The sequence below is a fragment of the Streptomyces sp. NPDC013157 genome (assembly GCF_042899865.1).
In the GTDB taxonomy this organism is placed as follows: Bacteria; Actinomycetota; Actinomycetes; order Streptomycetales; family Streptomycetaceae; genus Streptomyces.
This window is the reverse complement of sequence record NZ_JBIBAK010000009.1, coordinates 39224-57297: the sequence shown is the minus strand read 5'-3', so window position 1 is coordinate 57297 and position 18074 is coordinate 39224. Positions and strand designations below refer to the sequence as shown.

At 71.8% G+C, this 18074-nt stretch carries 18 protein-coding genes; 12 read left to right on the top strand and 6 right to left on the bottom strand.

The features are described 5' to 3' along the window. The first annotated feature begins 8 nt into the window (after positions 1 to 8). From ACFY6U_RS25830 to ACFY6U_RS25810, 5 genes are all read left to right on the top strand, one after another. A complete protein-coding gene (locus ACFY6U_RS25830) occupies positions 9 to 779 on the top strand; it encodes an SDR family NAD(P)-dependent oxidoreductase (protein WP_390041882.1) in 771 nt (256 codons plus the stop codon). Positions 780 to 877: 98 nt separating this feature from the next. Then, entirely contained in the window at positions 878 to 1996 is a 1119-nt protein-coding gene (locus ACFY6U_RS25825; RefSeq protein WP_351484111.1) for an LLM class flavin-dependent oxidoreductase, read from the top strand. Between the two features lie 94 nt (positions 1997 to 2090). Further along, on the top strand, positions 2091 to 3821 hold the full coding sequence (locus tag ACFY6U_RS25820) for an amidohydrolase family protein (protein WP_390041880.1): 1731 nt from the start codon (positions 2091 to 2093) through the stop codon (positions 3819 to 3821). Further along, positions 3818 to 5287, top strand: coding sequence for an aldehyde dehydrogenase family protein (locus tag ACFY6U_RS25815; protein ID WP_390041878.1), 1470 nt, complete (start codon positions 3818 to 3820; stop codon positions 5285 to 5287). Before ACFY6U_RS25820 ends, ACFY6U_RS25815 begins: the two co-directional genes overlap by 4 nt. Before the next feature lie 200 nt (positions 5288 to 5487). After that, positions 5488 to 6039 (top strand): DUF3455 domain-containing protein, encoded by a 552-nt coding sequence (locus ACFY6U_RS25810; RefSeq protein WP_390041876.1) that lies wholly within the window; start codon positions 5488 to 5490, stop codon positions 6037 to 6039. Positions 6040 to 6158: 119 nt separating this feature from the next. Here ACFY6U_RS25810 and ACFY6U_RS25805 read toward each other — a convergent pair whose 3' ends face one another. Further along, positions 6159 to 6545, bottom strand: coding sequence for a nitroreductase/quinone reductase family protein (locus ACFY6U_RS25805; protein ID WP_390041874.1), 387 nt, complete (start codon positions 6543 to 6545; stop codon positions 6159 to 6161). 191 nt (positions 6546 to 6736) lie between these two features. Here ACFY6U_RS25805 and ACFY6U_RS25800 point away from each other — a divergent pair, with 191 nt between their 5' ends. Then, positions 6737 to 8386 (top strand): alkaline phosphatase family protein, encoded by a 1650-nt coding sequence (locus ACFY6U_RS25800; protein ID WP_390041872.1) that lies wholly within the window; start codon positions 6737 to 6739, stop codon positions 8384 to 8386. A 50-nt stretch (positions 8387 to 8436) separates the two neighbouring features. Here ACFY6U_RS25800 and ACFY6U_RS25795 read toward each other — a convergent pair whose 3' ends face one another. Continuing rightward, the gene (locus ACFY6U_RS25795; RefSeq protein WP_390041870.1) at positions 8437 to 8628 is read right to left on the bottom strand and encodes a DUF397 domain-containing protein; all 192 of its coding nucleotides are present in this window, start codon (positions 8626 to 8628) and stop codon (positions 8437 to 8439) included. A 9-nt stretch (positions 8629 to 8637) separates the two neighbouring features. Continuing rightward, positions 8638 to 9492: a Scr1 family TA system antitoxin-like transcriptional regulator gene (locus ACFY6U_RS25790; RefSeq protein WP_390041868.1), complete on the bottom strand. Its 855-nt coding sequence runs from the start codon at positions 9490 to 9492 to the stop codon at positions 8638 to 8640. Positions 9493 to 9694: 202 nt separating this feature from the next. On the opposite strand from ACFY6U_RS25790, the gene ACFY6U_RS25785 reads away from it, so the two are divergent. From ACFY6U_RS25785 to ACFY6U_RS25775, 3 genes are read left to right on the top strand one after another with little or no spacing between them, the layout of a single operon-like run. After that, on the top strand, positions 9695 to 10135 hold the full coding sequence (locus ACFY6U_RS25785; RefSeq protein WP_390041866.1) for an ATP-binding protein: 441 nt from the start codon (positions 9695 to 9697) through the stop codon (positions 10133 to 10135). 50 nt (positions 10136 to 10185) lie between these two features. Then, complete coding sequence (locus ACFY6U_RS25780) at positions 10186 to 10461, top strand: hypothetical protein (protein WP_390041864.1); 276 nt, start codon at positions 10186 to 10188, stop codon at positions 10459 to 10461. Further along, positions 10458 to 10739 (top strand): hypothetical protein, encoded by a 282-nt coding sequence (locus tag ACFY6U_RS25775; RefSeq protein ID WP_390041862.1) that lies wholly within the window; start codon positions 10458 to 10460, stop codon positions 10737 to 10739. Before ACFY6U_RS25780 ends, ACFY6U_RS25775 begins: the two co-directional genes overlap by 4 nt. Before the next feature lie 10 nt (positions 10740 to 10749). Here ACFY6U_RS25775 and ACFY6U_RS25770 read toward each other — a convergent pair whose 3' ends face one another. Together ACFY6U_RS25770 and ACFY6U_RS25765 are read right to left on the bottom strand one after the other, a co-directional pair. Next, a complete protein-coding gene (locus ACFY6U_RS25770; RefSeq protein ID WP_390041860.1) occupies positions 10750 to 11277 on the bottom strand; it encodes a hypothetical protein in 528 nt (175 codons plus the stop codon). A 4-nt stretch (positions 11278 to 11281) separates the two neighbouring features. Further along, complete coding sequence (locus ACFY6U_RS25765) at positions 11282 to 11866, bottom strand: exonuclease domain-containing protein (RefSeq protein ID WP_390041858.1); 585 nt, start codon at positions 11864 to 11866, stop codon at positions 11282 to 11284. Positions 11867 to 11934: 68 nt separating this feature from the next. Between ACFY6U_RS25765 and ACFY6U_RS25760 the strand changes: the two genes are divergently transcribed. Beyond that, on the top strand, positions 11935 to 12558 hold the full coding sequence (locus tag ACFY6U_RS25760; protein WP_390041856.1) for a hypothetical protein: 624 nt from the start codon (positions 11935 to 11937) through the stop codon (positions 12556 to 12558). A 154-nt stretch (positions 12559 to 12712) separates the two neighbouring features. Here the strand turns inward: ACFY6U_RS25760 and ACFY6U_RS25755 are convergent, their stop codons facing one another. Then, on the bottom strand, positions 12713 to 14224 hold the full coding sequence (locus tag ACFY6U_RS25755; protein WP_390041855.1) for a CehA/McbA family metallohydrolase: 1512 nt from the start codon (positions 14222 to 14224) through the stop codon (positions 12713 to 12715). Between the two features lie 154 nt (positions 14225 to 14378). Between ACFY6U_RS25755 and ACFY6U_RS25750 the strand changes: the two genes are divergently transcribed. Both ACFY6U_RS25750 and ACFY6U_RS25745 read left to right on the top strand, forming a co-directional pair. Beyond that, positions 14379 to 15224 carry an LLM class F420-dependent oxidoreductase gene (locus ACFY6U_RS25750; protein WP_390041853.1) on the top strand — a complete coding sequence of 282 codons (846 nt, stop codon included), beginning with the start codon at positions 14379 to 14381 and terminating at the stop codon, positions 15222 to 15224. 171 nt (positions 15225 to 15395) lie between these two features. Next, positions 15396 to 17981: a bifunctional FO biosynthesis protein CofGH gene (locus ACFY6U_RS25745; RefSeq protein WP_390041851.1), complete on the top strand. Its 2586-nt coding sequence runs from the start codon at positions 15396 to 15398 to the stop codon at positions 17979 to 17981. The last annotated feature ends 93 nt before the right edge of the window (positions 17982 to 18074 follow it).

Sequence of the window (18074 nt, the reverse complement as noted above, 5' to 3'; positions counted from 1 at the left end):
GGAGTGGCATGGGCAAGCTGGACGGGCGGGTCGTCATCGTCACCGGGGCGGCGCGCGGACAGGGCGAGCAGGAGGCGCGGCTCTTCGTCGCGGAGGGCGCGAGAGTCGTCGTCGCCGACGTGCTGGACGACCTGGGCGAGGCCCTCGCCAAGGAGATCGGGGCGCACTACGTCCACCTGGACGTGGGGGCGGAGGAGGAGTGGCAGGCCGCCGTCGCCGCCGCGAAGAGGGCGTACGGCCGTCTCGACGGGCTGGTGAACAACGCCGGCATCCTGCGCTTCAACGCGCTCGTGGACACGCCTCTCGACGAGTTCATGCAGGTCGTGCAGGTCAACCAGGTCGGCTGCTTCCTGGGCATGAAGACGGTGGCGCCCGAGCTCGACGACGGCGGGACCATCGTCAACACCGCCTCCTACACCGCGCTGACCGGGATGGCCGCGGTGGGCACCTACGCGGCCACCAAGCACGCGGTGCTCGGGCTCACCCGGGTCGCCGCGCTGGAACTCGCCGACCGGCGGATACGCGTCAACGCGATCTGCCCGGGCGCCATCGACACCGCGATGTCCAACCCGGCGCGGCTCGACCCCACCGCCGACCCGGCGGAGACGAGCCGCGCGCTGGACGAGCTGTACCGCAAGCTCGTGCCGCTGGGCCGGATCGGCCGGGCGGAGGAGGTGGCCAGGCTGGCGCTCTTCCTGACCTCGGACGACTCCTCGTACATCACCGGGCAGCCGTTCGTGATCGACGGGGGATGGCTGGCGGGGGTCAGCGTCATCTGACGGCTCGTCAGCTATTGACGGTGGAGGCGGCCGGTGCGACAGTCGGCCAACGAACGGTATCTGACGGAGCGTCAGGAAATATGGGACGGTGAACCGCCTTGGAATTCGGGCTCTTTGTACAGGGATACGTGGGCAAGCGAGCCGAGACCGACCCGCTGGCCGAGCACAAGGCACTGATGGAGGAGACCGAGTACGTCATCCAGGCGGACCAGTCCGGCTTCAAGTACGCCTGGGCCTCCGAGCACCACTTCCTCGACGAGTACTCCCACCTCTCCGCCAACGACGTCTACCTGGGCTACCTCGCCCACGCCACCGAGCGGATCCACCTCGGCTCCGGGATCTTCAACCCCCTCGCCCAGGTCAACCACCCCGTCAAGGTGGCCGAGAAGGTCGCCATGCTCGACCATCTCACCGGCAACCGCTTCGAGTTCGGCAGCGGACGCGGCGCAGGCTCCCACGAGATCCTCGGGTTCATCCCCGGTGTGACCGACATGAACTACACCAAGGAGATCTGGGAGGAGACCATCGCCGAGTTCCCCAAGATGTGGCTCCAGGACGAGTACGTCGGCTTCCAGGGCAAGCACTGGCAGCTGCCGCCGCGCAAGGTGCTGCCGAAGCCGTACGGCAAGTCGCACCCCGCGATGTGGTACGCGGCCGGGTCGCCGCCGTCGTACGCCATGGCGGCGAAGAAGGGGCTCGGGGTGCTCGGGTTCAGCATCCAGAAGGTCTCCGACATGGAGTGGGTCCTCGAGCAGTACAAGACCGCGATCGTGAACGCCGAGCCGGTCGGGGACTTCGTCAACGACAACGTCATGGTGACGACGACGGCGATCTGCGCGCCCACGCACGACGAGGCGATCCGGATCGCCGCGTCCGGCGGGCTGCACTACCTGCCGTCCCTGGTGTTCCGGTACCACGACACCTTCCCGCGGCCCGAGGGGTTCCCGGTGTGGCCGGAGACGCTGCCGGAGTACACGCCGGAGTTCGTGGAGCTGCTGGTCGAGGAGGAGCTGCTGATCTGCGGTGACCCCGACGAGGTGCTGCGGCAGTGCAAGCGGTGGGAGCAGGCCGGGGCGGATCAGCTGAGCTTCGGGTTGCCGGTGGGGGTGCCGAAGGAGGAGACGCTGCAGACGATTCGGCTGATCGGGGAGCACGTGATTCCGAAGATCGACACGGATCCTGTGCACCGGACGACCCGATTCCGGGGTGCCGCGTAGTCGCCGTTGCGGGGTGCGGGTGCGTTGTGGCTGGTCGCGCAGTTCCCCGCGCCCCTTCGGGTAGGGCAGGTGCCCGCCTTGGAAAGGGAGCCCCATGCTTGATCATGTCATCAAGGGTGCGACCGTCGTGGACGGCACCGGCGCGCCCGTCTTCACCGCCGACGTCGGTATCCGTGACGGTCGGATCGCCGTCATCGGGTCCGTCGCCGAGGAGTCCCGTACGAGTGAGGACGCCGCCGGGCTCGTCCTCGCGCCCGGGTTCGTCGATCCGCACACGCACTACGACGCCCAGCTCTTCTGGGACCCGTACGCGACACCTTCGTTGAACCACGGGGTGACCACGGTCGCGGCAGGCAACTGCGGTTTCACCCTCGCCCCGCTCAACCCCGCCCGCCCCGGCGACGCCGACTACACCCGCCGCATGATGTCCAAGGTCGAGGGCATGTCGCTGGTCGCCCTGGAGGAGGGGGCGCCCTGGAGCTGGAACTCCTTCGGGGAGTACCTGGACGCGCTCGAAGGGCGGATCGCCGTCAACGCCGGGTTCATGGTGGGGCACTGTGCGCTGCGCCGGTACGTGATGGGGGCGGATGCGGTGGGCGGGCAGCCGAGTGAGGAGCAGCTCGCCGAGATCGTCCGGCTGCTGCACGAGGCCATGGACGCGGGGGCGTGGGGCTTCTCCACCACCCAGTCCAGCACCCACTCCGACGGCGACGGGCAGCCGGTCGCCTCGCGGCACGCGCTCCCCGCCGAGCTGCTGGCCCTGTCGAAGGCCGTCGGGGAGCACGAGGGGACGCAGATCGAGGCGATCGTCGCCGGCTGCCTCGACCAGTTCAGCGACGCCGAGATCGAACTGTTCGCCGAGATGAGCGCGGTGGCCGGGCGGCCCCTGAACTGGAACGTGCTGACCGTGGACGCGGCCGTGCCGGAGCGGGTGCCGCGACAGCTCCGGGCGAGCGAGCGGGCGCGGAAGGCGGGCGGCAGGGTCGTGGCGCTGACCATGCCGATCCTGACGCCCATGAACATGTCGCTCGGGACCTTCTGCGCGCTGAACCTCATCCCCGGGTGGGGGCCCGTACTCGGGCTGCCGGTCCCGGAGCGGATCGAGAAGCTGCGCGATCCGGACGTACGGGCGGAGATGCTGGCGCGCGCCCAGTCCAAGGAGGCCGGGGTCTTCCGGCGGCTGGCGAACTTCGGGCGGTACGTCATCGGGGACACGTACAGCGAGGCGAACGCCGGGCTGTCGGGCCGGGTGGTACGTGACATAGCACAGGAGCGGGGCCAGGACCCCTTCCACACCCTGGTCGAGATCTGCGCCGCCGACGGCCTCCGTACGGTCCTGTGGCCCATGCCCACCGACAACGACCCGGCCTCCTGGGCGCTGCGCGCCGAGACCTGGCAGCACGAGGACGTCATGCTCGGCGGGTCCGACGCGGGGGCGCATCTGGACCGGATGTGCGGGGCGCCGTACACCACCCGCTTCATCGGCGACTGCCTGCGCGGCCGCAAGCTGCTCGGCCTGGAACAGGCCGTGAAGATGCTGACCGACGATCCCGCCCGGCTCTTCGGGCTGCGGGAGCGGGGGCGGATCGCGGAGGGCTGGCATGCGGACCTCGTGCTCTTCGACCCGGAGCGGATCGCCGCCGGCCAGGCCACCCTGGTGCACGACCTGCCGGGAGACAGTCCGCGCCTGGACGCGAAGGCGATCGGGGTGCGGGCGGTCTGGGTCAACGGCGTCGAGGCCATCCGGGACGACGTGGTGAGCGGGGCCGTACCGGGCAGGGTGCTGCGCTCCGGGCGGGACACCAGGACGGTGAGCACCCGGTGAGCGAGGCGAGCGCCGCGGCGGACGGGCAGCGGCTGTTCGTCGGGGGCCGGTGGGTGGCGCCCGACGACGGGTACTACGAGGTCGTCGACCCCGCGACGGAGGAGACCGTCGGCCGGGCCCCCGAGGCCTCCCCCGACCAGGTGCTGGCCGCCTGTGCGGCGGCCCGGGAGGCCTTCGAGGGCTGGTCGCGGACGCCGGCGGGGGAGCGGGCGGCGGTGCTCGGCCGGGCCGCCGACCTCATCCGCGGGCAGCTGGGCGCGTACGCGGACCTGGCCCGCGCCGAGACGGGCGCGACCACCGCCACCTCGCGGGCGATGCAGGTGGGGGTGGCGGTGGCCCGGTTCCGCCGGTACGCGACCGCCGAGCCAGCGGAGTGGGCGATCCCGCCGCAGATCAACGAGGCCGGGCCGATGGGGAAGGCGGGCGTGATGGGCGCGCTCGCCGTGCGCCAGCCGGTCGGGGTGGTCAGCTGCATCACCTCGTACAACAACCCGTGGGCCAACCCGGCCGGCAAGGTCGCTCCGGCGCTGGCGATGGGCAACACGGTGGTGGTGAAACCGGCCCCGCAGGACCCGCTCTCCGTCTACCGGATGGCGGAGGCGCTGGAGGCGGCGGGCGCCCCGCCGGGCGTGGTGAACGTCGTCTCCGGACGGTCCACCGCCGTCGGCGAGGCGGCCGTGGCCTCCCCCGACGTCGACATGGTGAGCTTCACCGGGTCCACGGCCGTCGGACAGCGCATCGCGGAGGTGTGCGGGCGGGACATGAAACGCCAGTTGATGGAGCTGGGCGGCAAGGGCGCGGCGGTCGTCCTCGAGGACGCGGACGTCGGCTCGGCGGTGGCCGGGATCGGCACCACCTTCTCCTTCTACAGCGGGCAGATCTGTACGGCGCCGACGAGGGTGCTGGTGCAGCGCGGACTGTACGACCGGCTGGTGGACGGACTGGCCGCGTACGCGGGGCGGTTGAGGGTGGGCGACCCGGCCGCGCCGGACACGGTGGTCGGGCCGTTGATCACCGCCGAGCACCGGGCGCGCGTCGAGTCGTACGTCGAACTCGGCAGGAAGGAGGGCGCGACGGTGGTGGCCGGCGGCGAACGCCCGCCGCTGGAGCGGGGGTTCTACGTGCCGCCCACCGTCCTCGCCGACTGCACGAACGACATGCGGGTGGCGCGGGAGGAGATCTTCGGGCCGGTCGTCTCCGTCGTCCCCTTCGACGACGAGGAGGAGGGCATCGCCCTCGCCAACGACTCCGACTACGGCCTCATCGACTACGTCTGGTCCGGGGACATGGCCCGGGCCTTCCGGGTGGCCCGGCGGCTGCGGGCGGGCGGGGTCGGCATCAACACGGTGGGCCGCAACATGGAGGCACCCTTCGGGGGCTTCAAGAAGAGCGGGGTCGGCCGGGACGTGGGCTCCTACGCCCTGCACGCCTACAGCGAGGTGCAGGCGATCGTCTGGCCGGGGTGAGGTGTCGACCAGGGCTGTTCACTTGCCCTTTGGGGATCGTCGTGGTGTCCCGTGCGGGCAGGGATCGGGCAATCGGCTCCGCAGGCGGTGGCGGATCCGTAGCGTCCGGACATGACAAGGGGGACGGCCGGTTTCCGGATCGTCGATGTCCGGCCGCTCTCCCGTCCCGGAACACGCACGACATCCTTGGAGCCCACTCCATGAAGCTCGCCAAGAAGATCGCCCTGACCACCACGGCCGTCGCCGCCGCGGCCGCCGCAACGCTGGCGGGTACGACCGCCGTCCAGGCCTACTCCGCGCAGCCCGCCCGCCTCCCGGCCGTCCACGCCCCCGCCGCGCTCGCCGTCCCCGACGGCAACAAGCTGACCGGCGTCTACTCCGCGCACGGCGTGCAGACCTACACCTGCACGGACGGCGCCTGGAAGCTCCTGGAGCCCGCCGCCACCCTCTCCGACAAGCGGGACCGCGCCCACCGCCCGGTCGCCCTGCACTCCCGTGGCCCGGTCTGGGTCTCCACGGTCGACGGCAGCGCGGTCAACGCCTCCGCGGTCGCCACCTCCGCGAAGGACGGTGCCGTACCCGAGCTGCTCCTGAAGGCCACGGCCACCCGCGGCGCCGGCACGTTCGAGGGCGTCACCTACGTCCAGCGCCTGGACACGGAGGGCGGCGTGGCCCCGGCGGCGGCGTGCACCGGTACGGACCAGGTCTCGGTGCCGTACGCGGCGACGTACGCGTTCTACAAGGCGAGCTGAGCGCTCCGCTTGGGGGCGCCGCGACGTGCCGTCTGCCGTCAGCCGACTGCGGCGCCGTCGTGGCTGGTCGCGCAGTTCCCCGCGCCCCTTCGGGGCGCTTCCGTTCGGGGCGCGCCCGGTCAGCCGGTGAGATCGACCCGGATCGTCAGGAGCTGTGTGCCCAGGGCCTTCACGGCCATGCTGTTGCCCTTGGGCAGGGTGCGCAGCCGGGCGACCGGGTCGTCGTCGGGGAGCAGGTGGGCGGTGCCGGAGTGCCACCGCCCGCCGATCCGCACCCGGACCCGCGGATCGGCCTGGATGTTCCGCACGTACTGCGACTTCGTCCCGAACTCCGACACCAGCCAGAACGAGTCCCCGACCCGCCGCCCGCCCAACGGCGTCCGCCGGGCCTGCCCGGACACCCGCCCGGTGGTCTCCAGCAGCGTCTGGAAGGGCATGAGGCGGCTCAGCGGGTTGGCGACATGCCGCTGGAAGGCTGTGGTGATCCGGAATCTGCGGTCGGACATCGTTCCTCTGTTTCCGAGGTGGGCTACAGGTCGTCGGAGTTCGTGACCCGGTCGGTGGGCTTTGCGCGCCGACATGACGTTCTTTGACAGAATCGGGCACGCAGGTCCGGTTCCGTACACGTTCTCCTCTTCGAATGTCGGTGCGTCACCCGCAGGGTCACAAGCTCCGCACAGTTTCGAGGAGAACCACCGTGTTCCGACACCCCCTCCGTCCTGTCGCGGCCGCCGCCGCCGCGCTCGCCGCCGTCGGCGGTCTGACCGCCGCGACAGCAGGTCCCGCCTCGGCCTCCCCAGCGTCCCGCTCCCGGCACGTCCTGCTGCTGTCGGTCGACGGCCTGCACCAGTCCGACCTGGCCTGGTACGTGGCCCGGCACCCGCGGTCCGCGCTCGCCCGCCTGGCCGGCGGGGGCGTGGAGTACACCCACGCCAGAACCACCGTCCCGTCCGACTCCTTCCCCGGCATGGTGGGCCAGCTGACCGGCGGCGACCCCGGCGTCACGGGGGTCTACTACGACGACACCTACAGCAACGCCCTGCTCCCGGCCGGCACCACCGACTGCGCGGGCGTCAGGCCGGGCGCCGAGGTCGACCTCACCGAGGACCTCGACAAGAACCAGAACTCCCTCGACGCGGGCCAGGGCCTGTCCGGCCTGCCCGGCAGCATCCTGAACATGACCGGTGACGCCGCCGCCCTCATCGACCCGGCGAAGCTGCCCGTCGACCCGAAGACCTGCAAGCCGGTCTACCCGCACTCCTACCTCAAGGTGAACACGGTCTTCGACGTCGCCCGCAAGGCGGGGCTGCGTACCGCGTGGTCGGACAAGCACGTCGCCTACGAAATCCTCGACGGGCCGTCCGGCGACGGCATCCAGGACCTGTTCGCCCCCGAGATCAACAGCCAGGCCATCGGCTACCCGGCCGGCCAGGACTGGACGAAGGACAACGCGGCCACCGAGCAGTACGACGCGTACAAGGTGAAGGCGGTCCTCGACGAGATCGACGGGTACGACCACAGCGGCGCCCGCAGGACCGGCGTCCCGGCGGTCTTCGGGATGAACTTCCAGTCCGTGTCCACCGCCCAGAAGCTCCCCGCCTCCGACGGCCTGGCGGGTGGTTACACCACGCCCGGCATCCCCGGCCCGCTGCTCGCGAAGAACCTCGCCTTCGTCGACCGGGAGGTCGGGACGTTCCTCGACGAGATCCACAAGCAGGGCCTCGACGGCAGCACGACCGTCATCCTGTCCGCCAAGCACGGCCAGTCGCCCACCGACCCGAAGGCGTTGACCCGCATCGACGACGGGCCGCTGCTCGACGGGCTGAACGCCGCCTGGAAGGACGCCCACCCGGGCGCCGGTGACCTGGTCGCCCACGCCGTGGACGACGACGCCATGCTGCTGTGGCTCAACGACCGTTCCCAGGCCGCCACCGAGTTCGCCAAGGCCTACCTGCTCGCCCAATCGGGCACCGGCAACGGTATCGACGGAGCGGCCAAGCCGTTCACGGCGAGCGGCCTGAAGACCGTGTACGCCGGTACGGAGGCCGCCCGGTACTTCCACGCCCGGCCCGGCGACTCGCGCGTGCCCGACGTGTTCGGCATCAGCCGGTACGGCGTGGTCTACACCGGCGGCAAGAGCAAGATCGCCGAGCACGGCGGAGCAGCCGCCGACGACCGTGACGTGCCGCTCGTCGTCTACGGCGCCGGCACCCCGCACTCCGTGCGCGTCGACGCCCCGGTGCGGACCACGCAGATCGCGCCGACGATGCTGCGGCTGCTCGGCCTGAACCCGCGTGCCCTGGACGCCGTCCGCATCGAGCACACCCGGTCCCTGCCGGTGCGCTGACCGCGCAGGGGGTCGCCCCGCCGGCCGCGGTCATCCGGCGGCCGGCGCGGTCACCGCCCGCCGGACGACTTCAGCATGTCGAGAAGACCGCCGAAGGCCTTGGCGCCGACGGTGAGGACGCTCCGGGGCGGGGCGGCGTCGGCTATGCGGACGAGGGCGGGGGAGCCGGGGTCGGTGGATATGTGGACGCAGGCCTCTCCTTCTTGGCAGTAGGACGACTTCCGCCAGGGGTGTGTGGGCATGCCGGCTCCTCACATGTTCTGGATGATGGCGTGGATCAGGTCGCGGGACTTCTCAGGGCTGAGGGCGGTGGCTTCGACGACGTCCAGGAGGCGTCGGTACTTCTCCAGGTGGGCCTCGGCGTCCAGCAGAACGGGACCGTGGAACTGGTCGAGTTGTACGGTGTCCAGCTCCGCCACGGGCCCGCACAGGTAGTTGATGGACTGGCCTGATCCCGGGAAGGCTCCGACGTCGAAGGGAAGCACCCGAAGGGTGATGTGCTCCCGCAGGCTCATGCTGATCAGGTGCTTGAGCTGGTCGCGGGCTACCCTCCGGCCCCCCACCCGCATGTGCAGGGCGGCTTCGTGGATGACGGTGCTGTACGGATTCGGGTCCTCCCGGAACACCACGTCCTGACGTTTGATGCGGTGTGAGACGCGGTGCTCGACTTCCGGCGGGGTAGGGGCCGGGATCGCCTTGCTGAAGATCTCCCGGGCGTGCTCGGCGGTCTGGAGCATGCCCGGGATGTGAGCGGTGAAGGCGGTACGGACAGCTGTCGCGTGGTGTTCCAGTTCGGCGAGGGTGAGTAGCCCGGAGGGAAGCACCTCGCGGTACGTCTCCCACCACCAGCCGCGTGTCTTCTCCGCGGCCATGTCGGTGAGGGCGTCGACGTAGGGCTGGTTCGTGCACGAGTAGAGGTTGGCCATCGCCCGGACGCGGTCGGGGCTCACTCCGAACCTGGCCGACTCCACATTGCTGAGTTGACCCGAGCTGGTACCGAGCATCTGGGCCGCCTCGGTGGAGGTCAGGCCCGCCCGCTCCCGGAGTTTGCGCAGCTCGGTGGCGAGCCGGACGCGTCGGGCCGTCGGCGCGGGCCTTGGCGTCATGAGTGCTTCCTCCTAGCGGGCGTACAGCGGGCTTGTCACTCACACGAGGGAGATGAGACGGAGATCCTTCGAAAGCTCGCAAAGCTGCTTTGCGGAGCCCCTATCGTCGTTCCCAGGCGCCGCGCCTGGAAGCGCACCGTGGGACGCCACGGCACAGACACCAGGCACCTGTCGAACTCCCCTCTGCGACCGGAGACTTCCCATGGCCACCGTATCCCCGCCCTGGGCGTACACCCTGCACCTTCCGCACGATCCACGCGCACCGCGTATCGCACGGGGCACCCTGAGACTGGTCCTCGCCGCGCACGGGATCCCGGAGCTGGCCCCGACCGCGGAGCTGGTGGCGGCGGAGCTCCTGGCCAACGCGCACTGCCACACGAAGGGGCCGTATGCCCTCCGGCTCCGCTCGGCCGACACCGGCCGCCTCCGCGTGACCGTATGGGACACGGACCCGCACGTCCCGCCCGGCTTCTCGACCGCCCCCGCCCCACCGCCCCCACCCGACGCCGAGCACGGCCGCGGACTGCCCCTGGTGCGGGCGTGCGCGGACAGGTGGGGCGCGTCGGTGCTCCGTGAGCTGGGCACCTCGAAGGGCGGCAAGCTGATGTGGGCGGAGTGCGGAGCCGGGGCGGCGGCGTGGTGACCAGGGCCATACTGGGAGCTGGAGCGATGTCCGTCCCTCAGGAGCTGATCATGAGCGCACAGCCCGAGCACGGCTGGGGAGCGATGCCCCTTCCGGAGATCCGGACCGTGGACGACCTGCGCAGCGCGCTCAGCCGCTACGGCTTCCCGGGCGATCGCGAGCGCTTCGAAGCGGAGTTGGCGGCGGCCGTAGGAGCCTCCCCGACCAATGACTTCGCAGGCGCGGCGGCGGTGGTCCGCGCCTTTCGGCACCGCGTCCTGATCAGGAACTCGGCCGAGATCATGACGGCTCTGGAAGACGCGCGAGCCGCAGGTGGCGACGGGTGAAAGAAGTCCCACTGGAGGAGGCCGAGCCCGCGAGGAAGGCGTTCGGTGACCTGACGGAGGGGGAGCGGGAAGCGGTCCGGGAGGCGCTCGCCGCCATCGCCCGGAACCCGGCGACCGGCCGCGAGATCCCCGGGTGGCGGCCTCCGTCCGTGGAGTACACGTACACCACCCCGCTTGCCCGGGACTCCGCAGAGGCGATCACGGTCGTCTACACGCACACGCCGGGGATGGGCGTGACCGTCGTGTACTACTTCCGTGATCCGCAGGTCGTGGACTGATCGGTTCCTCTCACCAGAGCCCGCAGGGTTCCCGTCCCGCCGCCCGGAGCAGGATGTGCCGGGTGGAACCCATGCCGTACTTGTCGGCGTCGCTGGAGAGTTCGGCCACCTCCAGCAGGAGCGGCCGGATGTCGACCCCGGCGTCCCGGGCCTGGCCGCACAGGTCGTGCAGGGTGAGCATCATGTCCCGGGGGTCGGGGACCTGGTCCTCGGCCGACAGCTGCAGCAGCCGCTGCCGGAAGCTCTGGGGCGTCGGCTCGGCGGGAAGTGCCGTCGCCCAGGTGAAATGGTGACACCGCTCCAGGAGGGCTCGCAGGGCGGTCCGGACGCCGTCGTCGCCCGCCTCGTAGCGGGTGAGGATGTCCCGCAGCGCGGCCTCGGCTTCCGGGCGGATCCCCGCCTCGTCCAGCGGATGCGGGCCCTCCCGCATCTTCCGCACCCAGTCGGGGTCCGCGAGATCCACCGGCCTCCGGGCGATGGGCTCGACGCACGCGTCGATCAGCGCGACCCACTCCGCGAGCTCCGTCAGTTCCCCCATGGCGTCAGGCGAGGTGTTCCGCCGGGGCCGGCCAGCGGCCCTGTGCGGAGAGGTGCAGCACGAGGGCCGCGATGTTCCAGGCGTCGTCCTCGCCCCGGTGGTGCCGGCCTTCGAGCCGCAGGCCGGCGATCTCCAGGGCCTGTGCCATGCCGGGGCGCTTGCGCAGACCGTGCGCCTCGGTGAAGGCGGCCTTGGCATTGGTGTGCCGGCGGCTGAAGGGGTAGGGCGTCCTGGTGGCCTGGCACTGCCGGGTGAACTGGTGGCGGTCGTAGTCGCCCCAGCTGGCCCAGGGCCGGGCGCCCGCGCCATGCTCGGCCGCCAGCAGCCGGCACGCCTCGGCGAAGGTGACCCCCCGGTCGACCTCGGGCTGGGTGAGGCCGGTCAGCTCCGTGCAGAACTCGCTGACCGTGGACCGGGCGGGCCGCACCAGGATCCGGTGCCGCGCGAGTCGCTCACCGGCCGCCAGGTCGACGACGGTCAGCCCGACCTCGATGATCTCGCTGACCTCGCCGGGCGGCGGGGCACCGGCCCAGCAGGTCGCTTCGACGTCCACGACGTTGACGAGACCCGGGGCCCAGGTGCTGTCCATGGCGGGAAGCGTAGAGAGGTTCGGCGGCCGGGGCACGCGAGTTTCGGCGCGGATGGCACGATGCGCCGGTGAACCACTTCTCGTACTCCCGCATCGGTCCTGGCCACGACCGGCCACAGCTCCCGGAACCCAGGCCGGTCGAGCCCGGTGAGTGGCCGAAACTGGAGGCCGCGCTCGCCGTGGTCAACCGCGACCTGACGGCGACCCTGCCGGGGCAGGACCCGCTGATACTGCTGGTCGACCCGCCCGGGCAGTCTCCTCCCCCGGGCGGGGTCGACAGGGGGCGGGTCTACGTGGCGATGCCCGACGGCCGTTGGCACGGCAACGCGGTGAACGCGTGGGACCCCGAGGAGGACGACCCGCTGGAGCCGGACGACGAGATGACCGTGCTGACCGTGGTCGCGGAGGCGGCGCAGGAGACCGTCATGGAGCTGCTCTGGCAGGTCTGGCCGGTCTGCGGGGAACACAGGCTCGGCATGCATTCGCGTCCCGCGGGGACCGCCGACGACTGGTACGGGGGTGCGACGGACGCGGCCGGCCCGCCGGTGTGGTGGTGCCGGGGCGGCCGGGACGGTGCCTGCCACGACGTCTCCCCGGTGGGCGAACTGGCCGCCACCCTGCCGGGAAAGCAGCGCCGCGAACTGCGGCGCGCACTGCGGCGCAGCGAGCGCGGACGGGACGGCCGCGGCTGAGCGCTCCGCTTGGGGGCGCCGCGATGTGCCGTCTGCCGTCTGCCGTCTGCCGTCTGCCGTCTGCCGTCTGCCGTCTGCCGTCTGCCGTCTGTCGTCTGCGGCGCCGTCGTGGCTGGTCGCGCAGTTCCCCGCGCCCCCAAGGGGCGCTGCGGCCTCACCGCCCCAGGAAGATCGGGTTGGTGAGGGCCGCCAGGGCGCCGGGGACCGGGCCCGCCGCTGTTTCGTGGCGGATCTCCGCGCGGACGTAGGCGGCGTACGACGGGGTCGTCTGCCACTCCACCACGCCCGAGCCGGCCACCGGGAGCGGGTCGCTGGTGAGCAGGACGCCCTCGTCGGTGATGAAGCGGACCGTGCAGCGGGGGACGCCGGAGGCCTCCAGGCGGACGGTGACCGGGGTGTCGGCGGCGACGGCCAGGCGTTCGCCGATGCCCGCCCGCTCCCCGCGGCCGCCCGTCGCCGTGAAGCTCAGCGTCACGTTCTTCGACTCGGCGATGTAGGAGCGGCCCGCGCGCAGGCCCGCCTGGATCGCCTCGCGGCTCAGGTCGTCGGCGAGGACGACGGTCTGGGGTGAGCCGACGGCGTCCGGGTCACGGTGGGCGTCGCTGTTGCCCATGCCGGGCAGCCACTGCCGGTTGTTCCGTACCGAGGCGACGAGCGTGGCGTCCCAGGCGGCGAGGGCGACCTCGTCGTCGGGGGTGTACGGCCCGTTCCAGACCTCGACGGCGTCCGCGTCCCCGAACCCGAACTTCCAGGCGCAGCCCACGCACGTGGCGTGCGGATGTGCGGGTACGACGAGACCGCCGGCCTTGTGGATCTGCTGGGCGAAGTGGCCGAAGCGGTTGTCCCTGGCCCGGTAGCGCCAGTCGACGAAGGTGCCCGGGTCGGTGCCGAGGGCGACGACGTGGCCGTTCCGCGTCGTGATCTCCTCACCCAGCATGATCAGCAGGTCGTCGCCGGCCTGGTCCGCCCAGTGGGCGTGCGACGAGTGGGTGTTGTGCTCGGAGGAGTTGATGAAGTCCAGGCCGGCGGCGCGGGCGAGGGCCGCGATCTCGGCGGGGGTGCGGCGGCCGTCGGAGTACCAGGAGTGCAGGTGGCAGTCGCCGCGGTACCAGTCCCGGCCGCGGCCCTTGGCCCGGGACGGGGGGTAGACGGGGCGGACGGGGGTGCCGGGTTCGCCGTACGTGAGCGTGATCGTCAGCTCGTACGACAGGCCCTGCGGGGCCACCGTGTAGGGGCCGAGGGCGACGAACCAGGTGCCGGGGGCGACCGGGCCGGGGATGTAGCCGGGGGTCGCGTCGTCGGCGCGGACGAAGAACTCCGTGCGGGCGCCGCCGGACCAGCCCCGGAAGCCCTTGCCGCCCAGTTCGGTGCCGTGCTGGTCGAAGAGGCCGATGTCGAGCGCGTTGCCCGTGGTGCCGGCCGGGACGCTCGGCCTGTCGTAGGTGTAGGAGACCTTGATCTCCCGTACGCCGGTGGGCACTTCGACCGGTACGTACACGAAGTCCGGGCAGCCGGGCGGCAGGGTGCCGCTCACGGTCGCCGTCTTCCGGGTCCCCTGGTCCTGACCGTCCGCCGCCGCGAAGCTCACGCTTCCCAACGTAAGGGCTGTGGCCGCGCCCGTCACGATCAGCGCGCGTCTGCCGATGCCGTGCGTGTCCTCACACATGCCGCTCACTCTCCCGTCCGGACGTGAACTCCCACGGAAGGAGAGGGAATCCACAGGCGTCCGTCTGTCATGTGCATAGCCGTGTGAAAGGCGGGGCGTGTGATGCCGACCAGTCGGTATGGACATATCGAGCCACTCCCGGTACTGATGGGGCATGCGCATAGCCGTCACGATCTTCCTCACCGACGAGACCATCGCCCCCGTCCGGCTCGCCCGTGAGCTGGAGGCACGCGGGTTCGCCGGGCTGTACCTGCCCGAGCACACGCACATCCCCGTCGAGCGGACCACCCCGTACCCGGCGGGCGGCGACCTGCCCCGCGAGTACGGCCGTACCCTCGACCCCTTCGTCGCCCTCGGCCAGGCCGCCGCCGTCACCGAGGACCTCGGCCTCGGCACCGGCATCACCCTGGTCGCCCAGCACGATCCGATCGACCTCGCCAAGCAGATCGCCACCCTCGACCACCTGTCCGGCGGCCGCTTCACGCTCGGCGTCGGCTTCGGCTGGAACGTGGAGGAGGCCGCGGACCACGGGGTGCGGTGGCGGTCGCGGCGGGAGCTGACCCGGGACCGGATGGCCCTGATGCGGGCCCTGTGGGCGGACGAACCCACCGCCTACGAGGGGGAGTTCGGGAGCGTACGGGCGTCGTCCGCGTACCCCAAGCCCGTCCAGAAGCCACGCGGGCCGGTCGCCGGGCCGCGCACGCTGGTCGGCGGGTCGGCGGGGCCGAAGCTGTTCGCGCACATCGCCGAGTACGCGGACGGGTGGATGCCGATCGGGGGGCGCGGGCTCACCGAGTCGCTGCCGGTGCTCCGCGGCGTGTGGGCCGAGGCGGGACGTGACCCGGCGGCGCTTCAGGTGGTGCCGTACGCCGTCTTCCCGAGCGCCGGAAAGCTCGCGCACTATGCCGAGCTGGGCATCGAGGAGGTCGTGGTGCAGTTGCCTCCGGCGGGGGAGGCGGAGGTGCTGGGGGCGCTGGACGCGTACGGGGAGTACCTGTGAGGGGGGTGCGCCGAGTCTCCGGGTGCGGGTGCGTCGTGGCTGGTCGCGCAGATCCCCGCGCCCCTGAATGAAGGGGCGCGGGGAACCGCACGACCAGCCACACCGCACCGGCACGTACCCACGCACCGCAGCCCTCACTGACCCCGCCGAACCCGAACGTATGCTCAAAGAATGACGACTTCCGCGACCCCCGGAACCGGCCCCACCGAGAACTCCATGCGTCGCGCCCTCAAACGCGCCCGGGACGGCGTCGCCCTCGACGTCTCCGAGGCCGCCGTCCTGCTCCAGGCGCGCGGTGCGGCCCTGGACGACCTCGCCGCGTCCGCCGCCCGGGTCCGCGACGCCGGACTGGAAGAGGCCGGCCGGCCCGGTGTCATCACGTACTCGAAGAGCGTCTTCATCCCCCTCACCCGCCTGTGCCGCGACAAGTGCCACTACTGCACGTTCGTCACCGTCCCCGGCAAGCTCCGCCGGGCCGGGCACGGGATGTTCATGTCCCCGGACGAGGTCCTCGACGTCGCCCGCAAGGGAGCGGCCCTCGGCTGCAAGGAAGCCCTGATCACCCTCGGCGACAAGCCCGAGGACCGCTGGCCGGAGGCGCGCGAGTGGCTCGACGCGCACGGTTACGACGACACGATCGCCTACGTCCGGGCCATCTCCATCCGCATCCTGGAGGAGACCGGCCTGCTGCCGCACCTCAACCCCGGGGTGATGTCCTGGACCGACTTCCAGCGGCTGAAGCCGGTCGCGCCGAGCATGGGGATGATGCTGGAGACGACCGCGACCCGGCTGTGGTCCGAGCCCGGCGGGCCGCACCACGGCTCCCCGGACAAGGAACCCGCCGTCCGGCTGCGGGTCCTCGAGGACGCCGGCCGCTCCTCCGTGCCGTTCACCTCGGGGATCCTGATCGGCATCGGCGAGACGTACGAGGAGCGGGCCGAGTCCCTCTTCGCGCTGCGGCGCGTGGCCCGGTCGTACCACGGTGTCCAGGAGCTGATCATCCAGAACTTCCGCGCCAAGCCGGACACGGCGATGCGCGGCATGCCGGACGCCGAACTGGACGAGCTGGTGGCCGCCGTGGCCGTGGCCCGGCTGGTCATGGGGCCGGCGGGCAACATCCAGGCCCCGCCCAACCTCGTCGACAGCGAGTACGAGCGGCTGATCGCGGCCGGTATCGACGACTGGGGCGGGGTGTCGCCGCTCACCATCGACCACGTCAACCCCGAGCGGCCGTGGCCGCAGATCGAGGAGCTGGCCGAGAAGTCGGCGGCCGCGGGCTTCGAGCTGCGGGAACGGCTCTGTGTGTACCCGGAGTTCGTCCGCCGCGGCGAGCCCTGGCTGGACCCGCGGCTGCGCCCGCACGTGGCCGCGCTGGCGGACCCGGAGACGGGCCTCGCGGTGCCGGACGCGGTGGTCGAAGGGCATTCCTGGCAGGAGCCGGAGGAGGTCTTCGTCGCCTCCGGCCGTACCGATCTGCACACCGCCATCGATTCCGAGGGCCGTACGACCGACCGGCGCGACGACTTCGACGAGGTGTACGGCGACTGGGGCGCGCTGCGGGAGGCGGCCGCCCCCGGGATGGCGCCGGAGCGCATCGACACGGACGTGCGCGCGGCCCTGGCGACCGCGGCCGACGACCCCACCAGGCTGACGGACGCCGAGGCCCTCGCCCTGTTCCACGCGGACGGCCCGGCGCTGGACGCGCTGACCGGGATCGCCGACGACGTACGGAAGTCCGCCGTCGGCGACGACGTCACCTACATCGTCACCCGCAACATCAACTTCACCAACGTCTGCTACACCGGCTGCCGTTTCTGCGCCTTCGCGCAACGCCGCACGGACGCGGACGCCTACACGCTCTCCCTGGACCAGGTCGCCGACCGGGCGCAGCAGGCGTGGGACGTCGGCGCGGTCGAGGTCTGCATGCAGGGCGGCATCCACCCCGACCTGCCCGGCACGGCGTACTTCGACATCGCGAAGGCGGTCAAGGAACGCGTCCCCGGCATGCACGTGCACGCCTTCTCGCCGATGGAGGTGGTCAACGGCGCCACCCGCACCGGCATGTCGATCCGCGAGTGGCTGACCGCGGCGAAGGAGGCGGGGCTTGACACGATCCCGGGGACGGCGGCGGAGATCCTCGACGACGAGGTCCGCTGGGTCCTCACCAAGGGCAAGCTGCCCGCCGCCACCTGGATCGAGGTGATCACCACCGCGCACGAGGTGGGCATCCGGTCCTCCTCCACCATGATGTACGGCCATGTCGACCAGCCCCGGCACTGGCTGGGCCACCTGCGCACCCTGGCCGGCATCCAGCAGCGCACCGGCGGCTTCACGGAGTTCGTGACGCTGCCCTTCATCCACACCAACGCACCCGTCTACCTGGCGGGCATCTCCCGGCCGGGCCCGACGATGCGCGACAACCGGGCGGTGACGGCGATGGCCCGTCTCCTCCTCCACCCCTACATCCCGAACATCCAGACAAGCTGGGTGAAACTGGGCACGGAGGGCGCGGCGGAGATGCTCCGCTCGGGAGCCAACGACCTCGGCGGGACGCTGATGGAGGAGACCATCTCGCGGATGGCGGGGTCGTCGTACGGCTCGTACAAGTCGGTCCGCGACCTCGTCGCCGTGGCCGAGGCCGCCGGGCGCCCGGCGAGGCCGCGTACGACGCTGTACGGGCCGGTCTCCGAGGAGCGGCAGCGGGCGGCGGAGGCCTCCGACGGGCACCTGCCGGAGCTGCTGCCGGTGCTGGACTGAGCCGTCGGGCGGGCGGGCGGCGCACAGTACGATGATCCGACCCCTGTGCGAACAGGCAGGGGGCCTCAGAGCGCTCACAGCGGAGGAGATGCG

Bases quoted from the DNA above. Each gene is read 5' to 3' on its own strand.
- ACFY6U_RS25830 (WP_390041882.1), top strand. From the start codon at position 9: ATGGGCAAGCTGGACGGGCGGGTCGTCATCGTCACCGGGGCGGCGCGC.
- ACFY6U_RS25820 (WP_390041880.1), top strand. From the start codon at position 2,091: ATGCTTGATCATGTCATCAAGGGTGCGACCGTCGTGGACGGCACCGGC.
- ACFY6U_RS25810 (WP_390041876.1), top strand. From the start codon at position 5,488: ATGAAGCTCGCCAAGAAGATCGCCCTGACCACCACGGCCGTCGCCGCC.
- ACFY6U_RS25805 (WP_390041874.1), bottom strand. From the start codon at position 6,545: ATGTCCGACCGCAGATTCCGGATCACCACAGCCTTCCAGCGGCATGTC.
- ACFY6U_RS25795 (WP_390041870.1), bottom strand. From the start codon at position 8,628: ATGCCCACACACCCCTGGCGGAAGTCGTCCTACTGCCAAGAAGGAGAG.
- ACFY6U_RS25790 (WP_390041868.1), bottom strand. From the start codon at position 9,492: ATGACGCCAAGGCCCGCGCCGACGGCCCGACGCGTCCGGCTCGCCACC.
- ACFY6U_RS25785 (WP_390041866.1), top strand. From the start codon at position 9,695: ATGGCCACCGTATCCCCGCCCTGGGCGTACACCCTGCACCTTCCGCAC.
- ACFY6U_RS25780 (WP_390041864.1), top strand. From the start codon at position 10,186: ATGAGCGCACAGCCCGAGCACGGCTGGGGAGCGATGCCCCTTCCGGAG.
- ACFY6U_RS25770 (WP_390041860.1), bottom strand. From the start codon at position 11,277: ATGGGGGAACTGACGGAGCTCGCGGAGTGGGTCGCGCTGATCGACGCG.
- ACFY6U_RS25765 (WP_390041858.1), bottom strand. From the start codon at position 11,866: ATGGACAGCACCTGGGCCCCGGGTCTCGTCAACGTCGTGGACGTCGAA.
- ACFY6U_RS25755 (WP_390041855.1), bottom strand. From the start codon at position 14,224: ATGTGTGAGGACACGCACGGCATCGGCAGACGCGCGCTGATCGTGACG.
- ACFY6U_RS25750 (WP_390041853.1), top strand. From the start codon at position 14,379: ATGCGCATAGCCGTCACGATCTTCCTCACCGACGAGACCATCGCCCCC.
- ACFY6U_RS25745 (WP_390041851.1), top strand. From the start codon at position 15,396: ATGACGACTTCCGCGACCCCCGGAACCGGCCCCACCGAGAACTCCATG.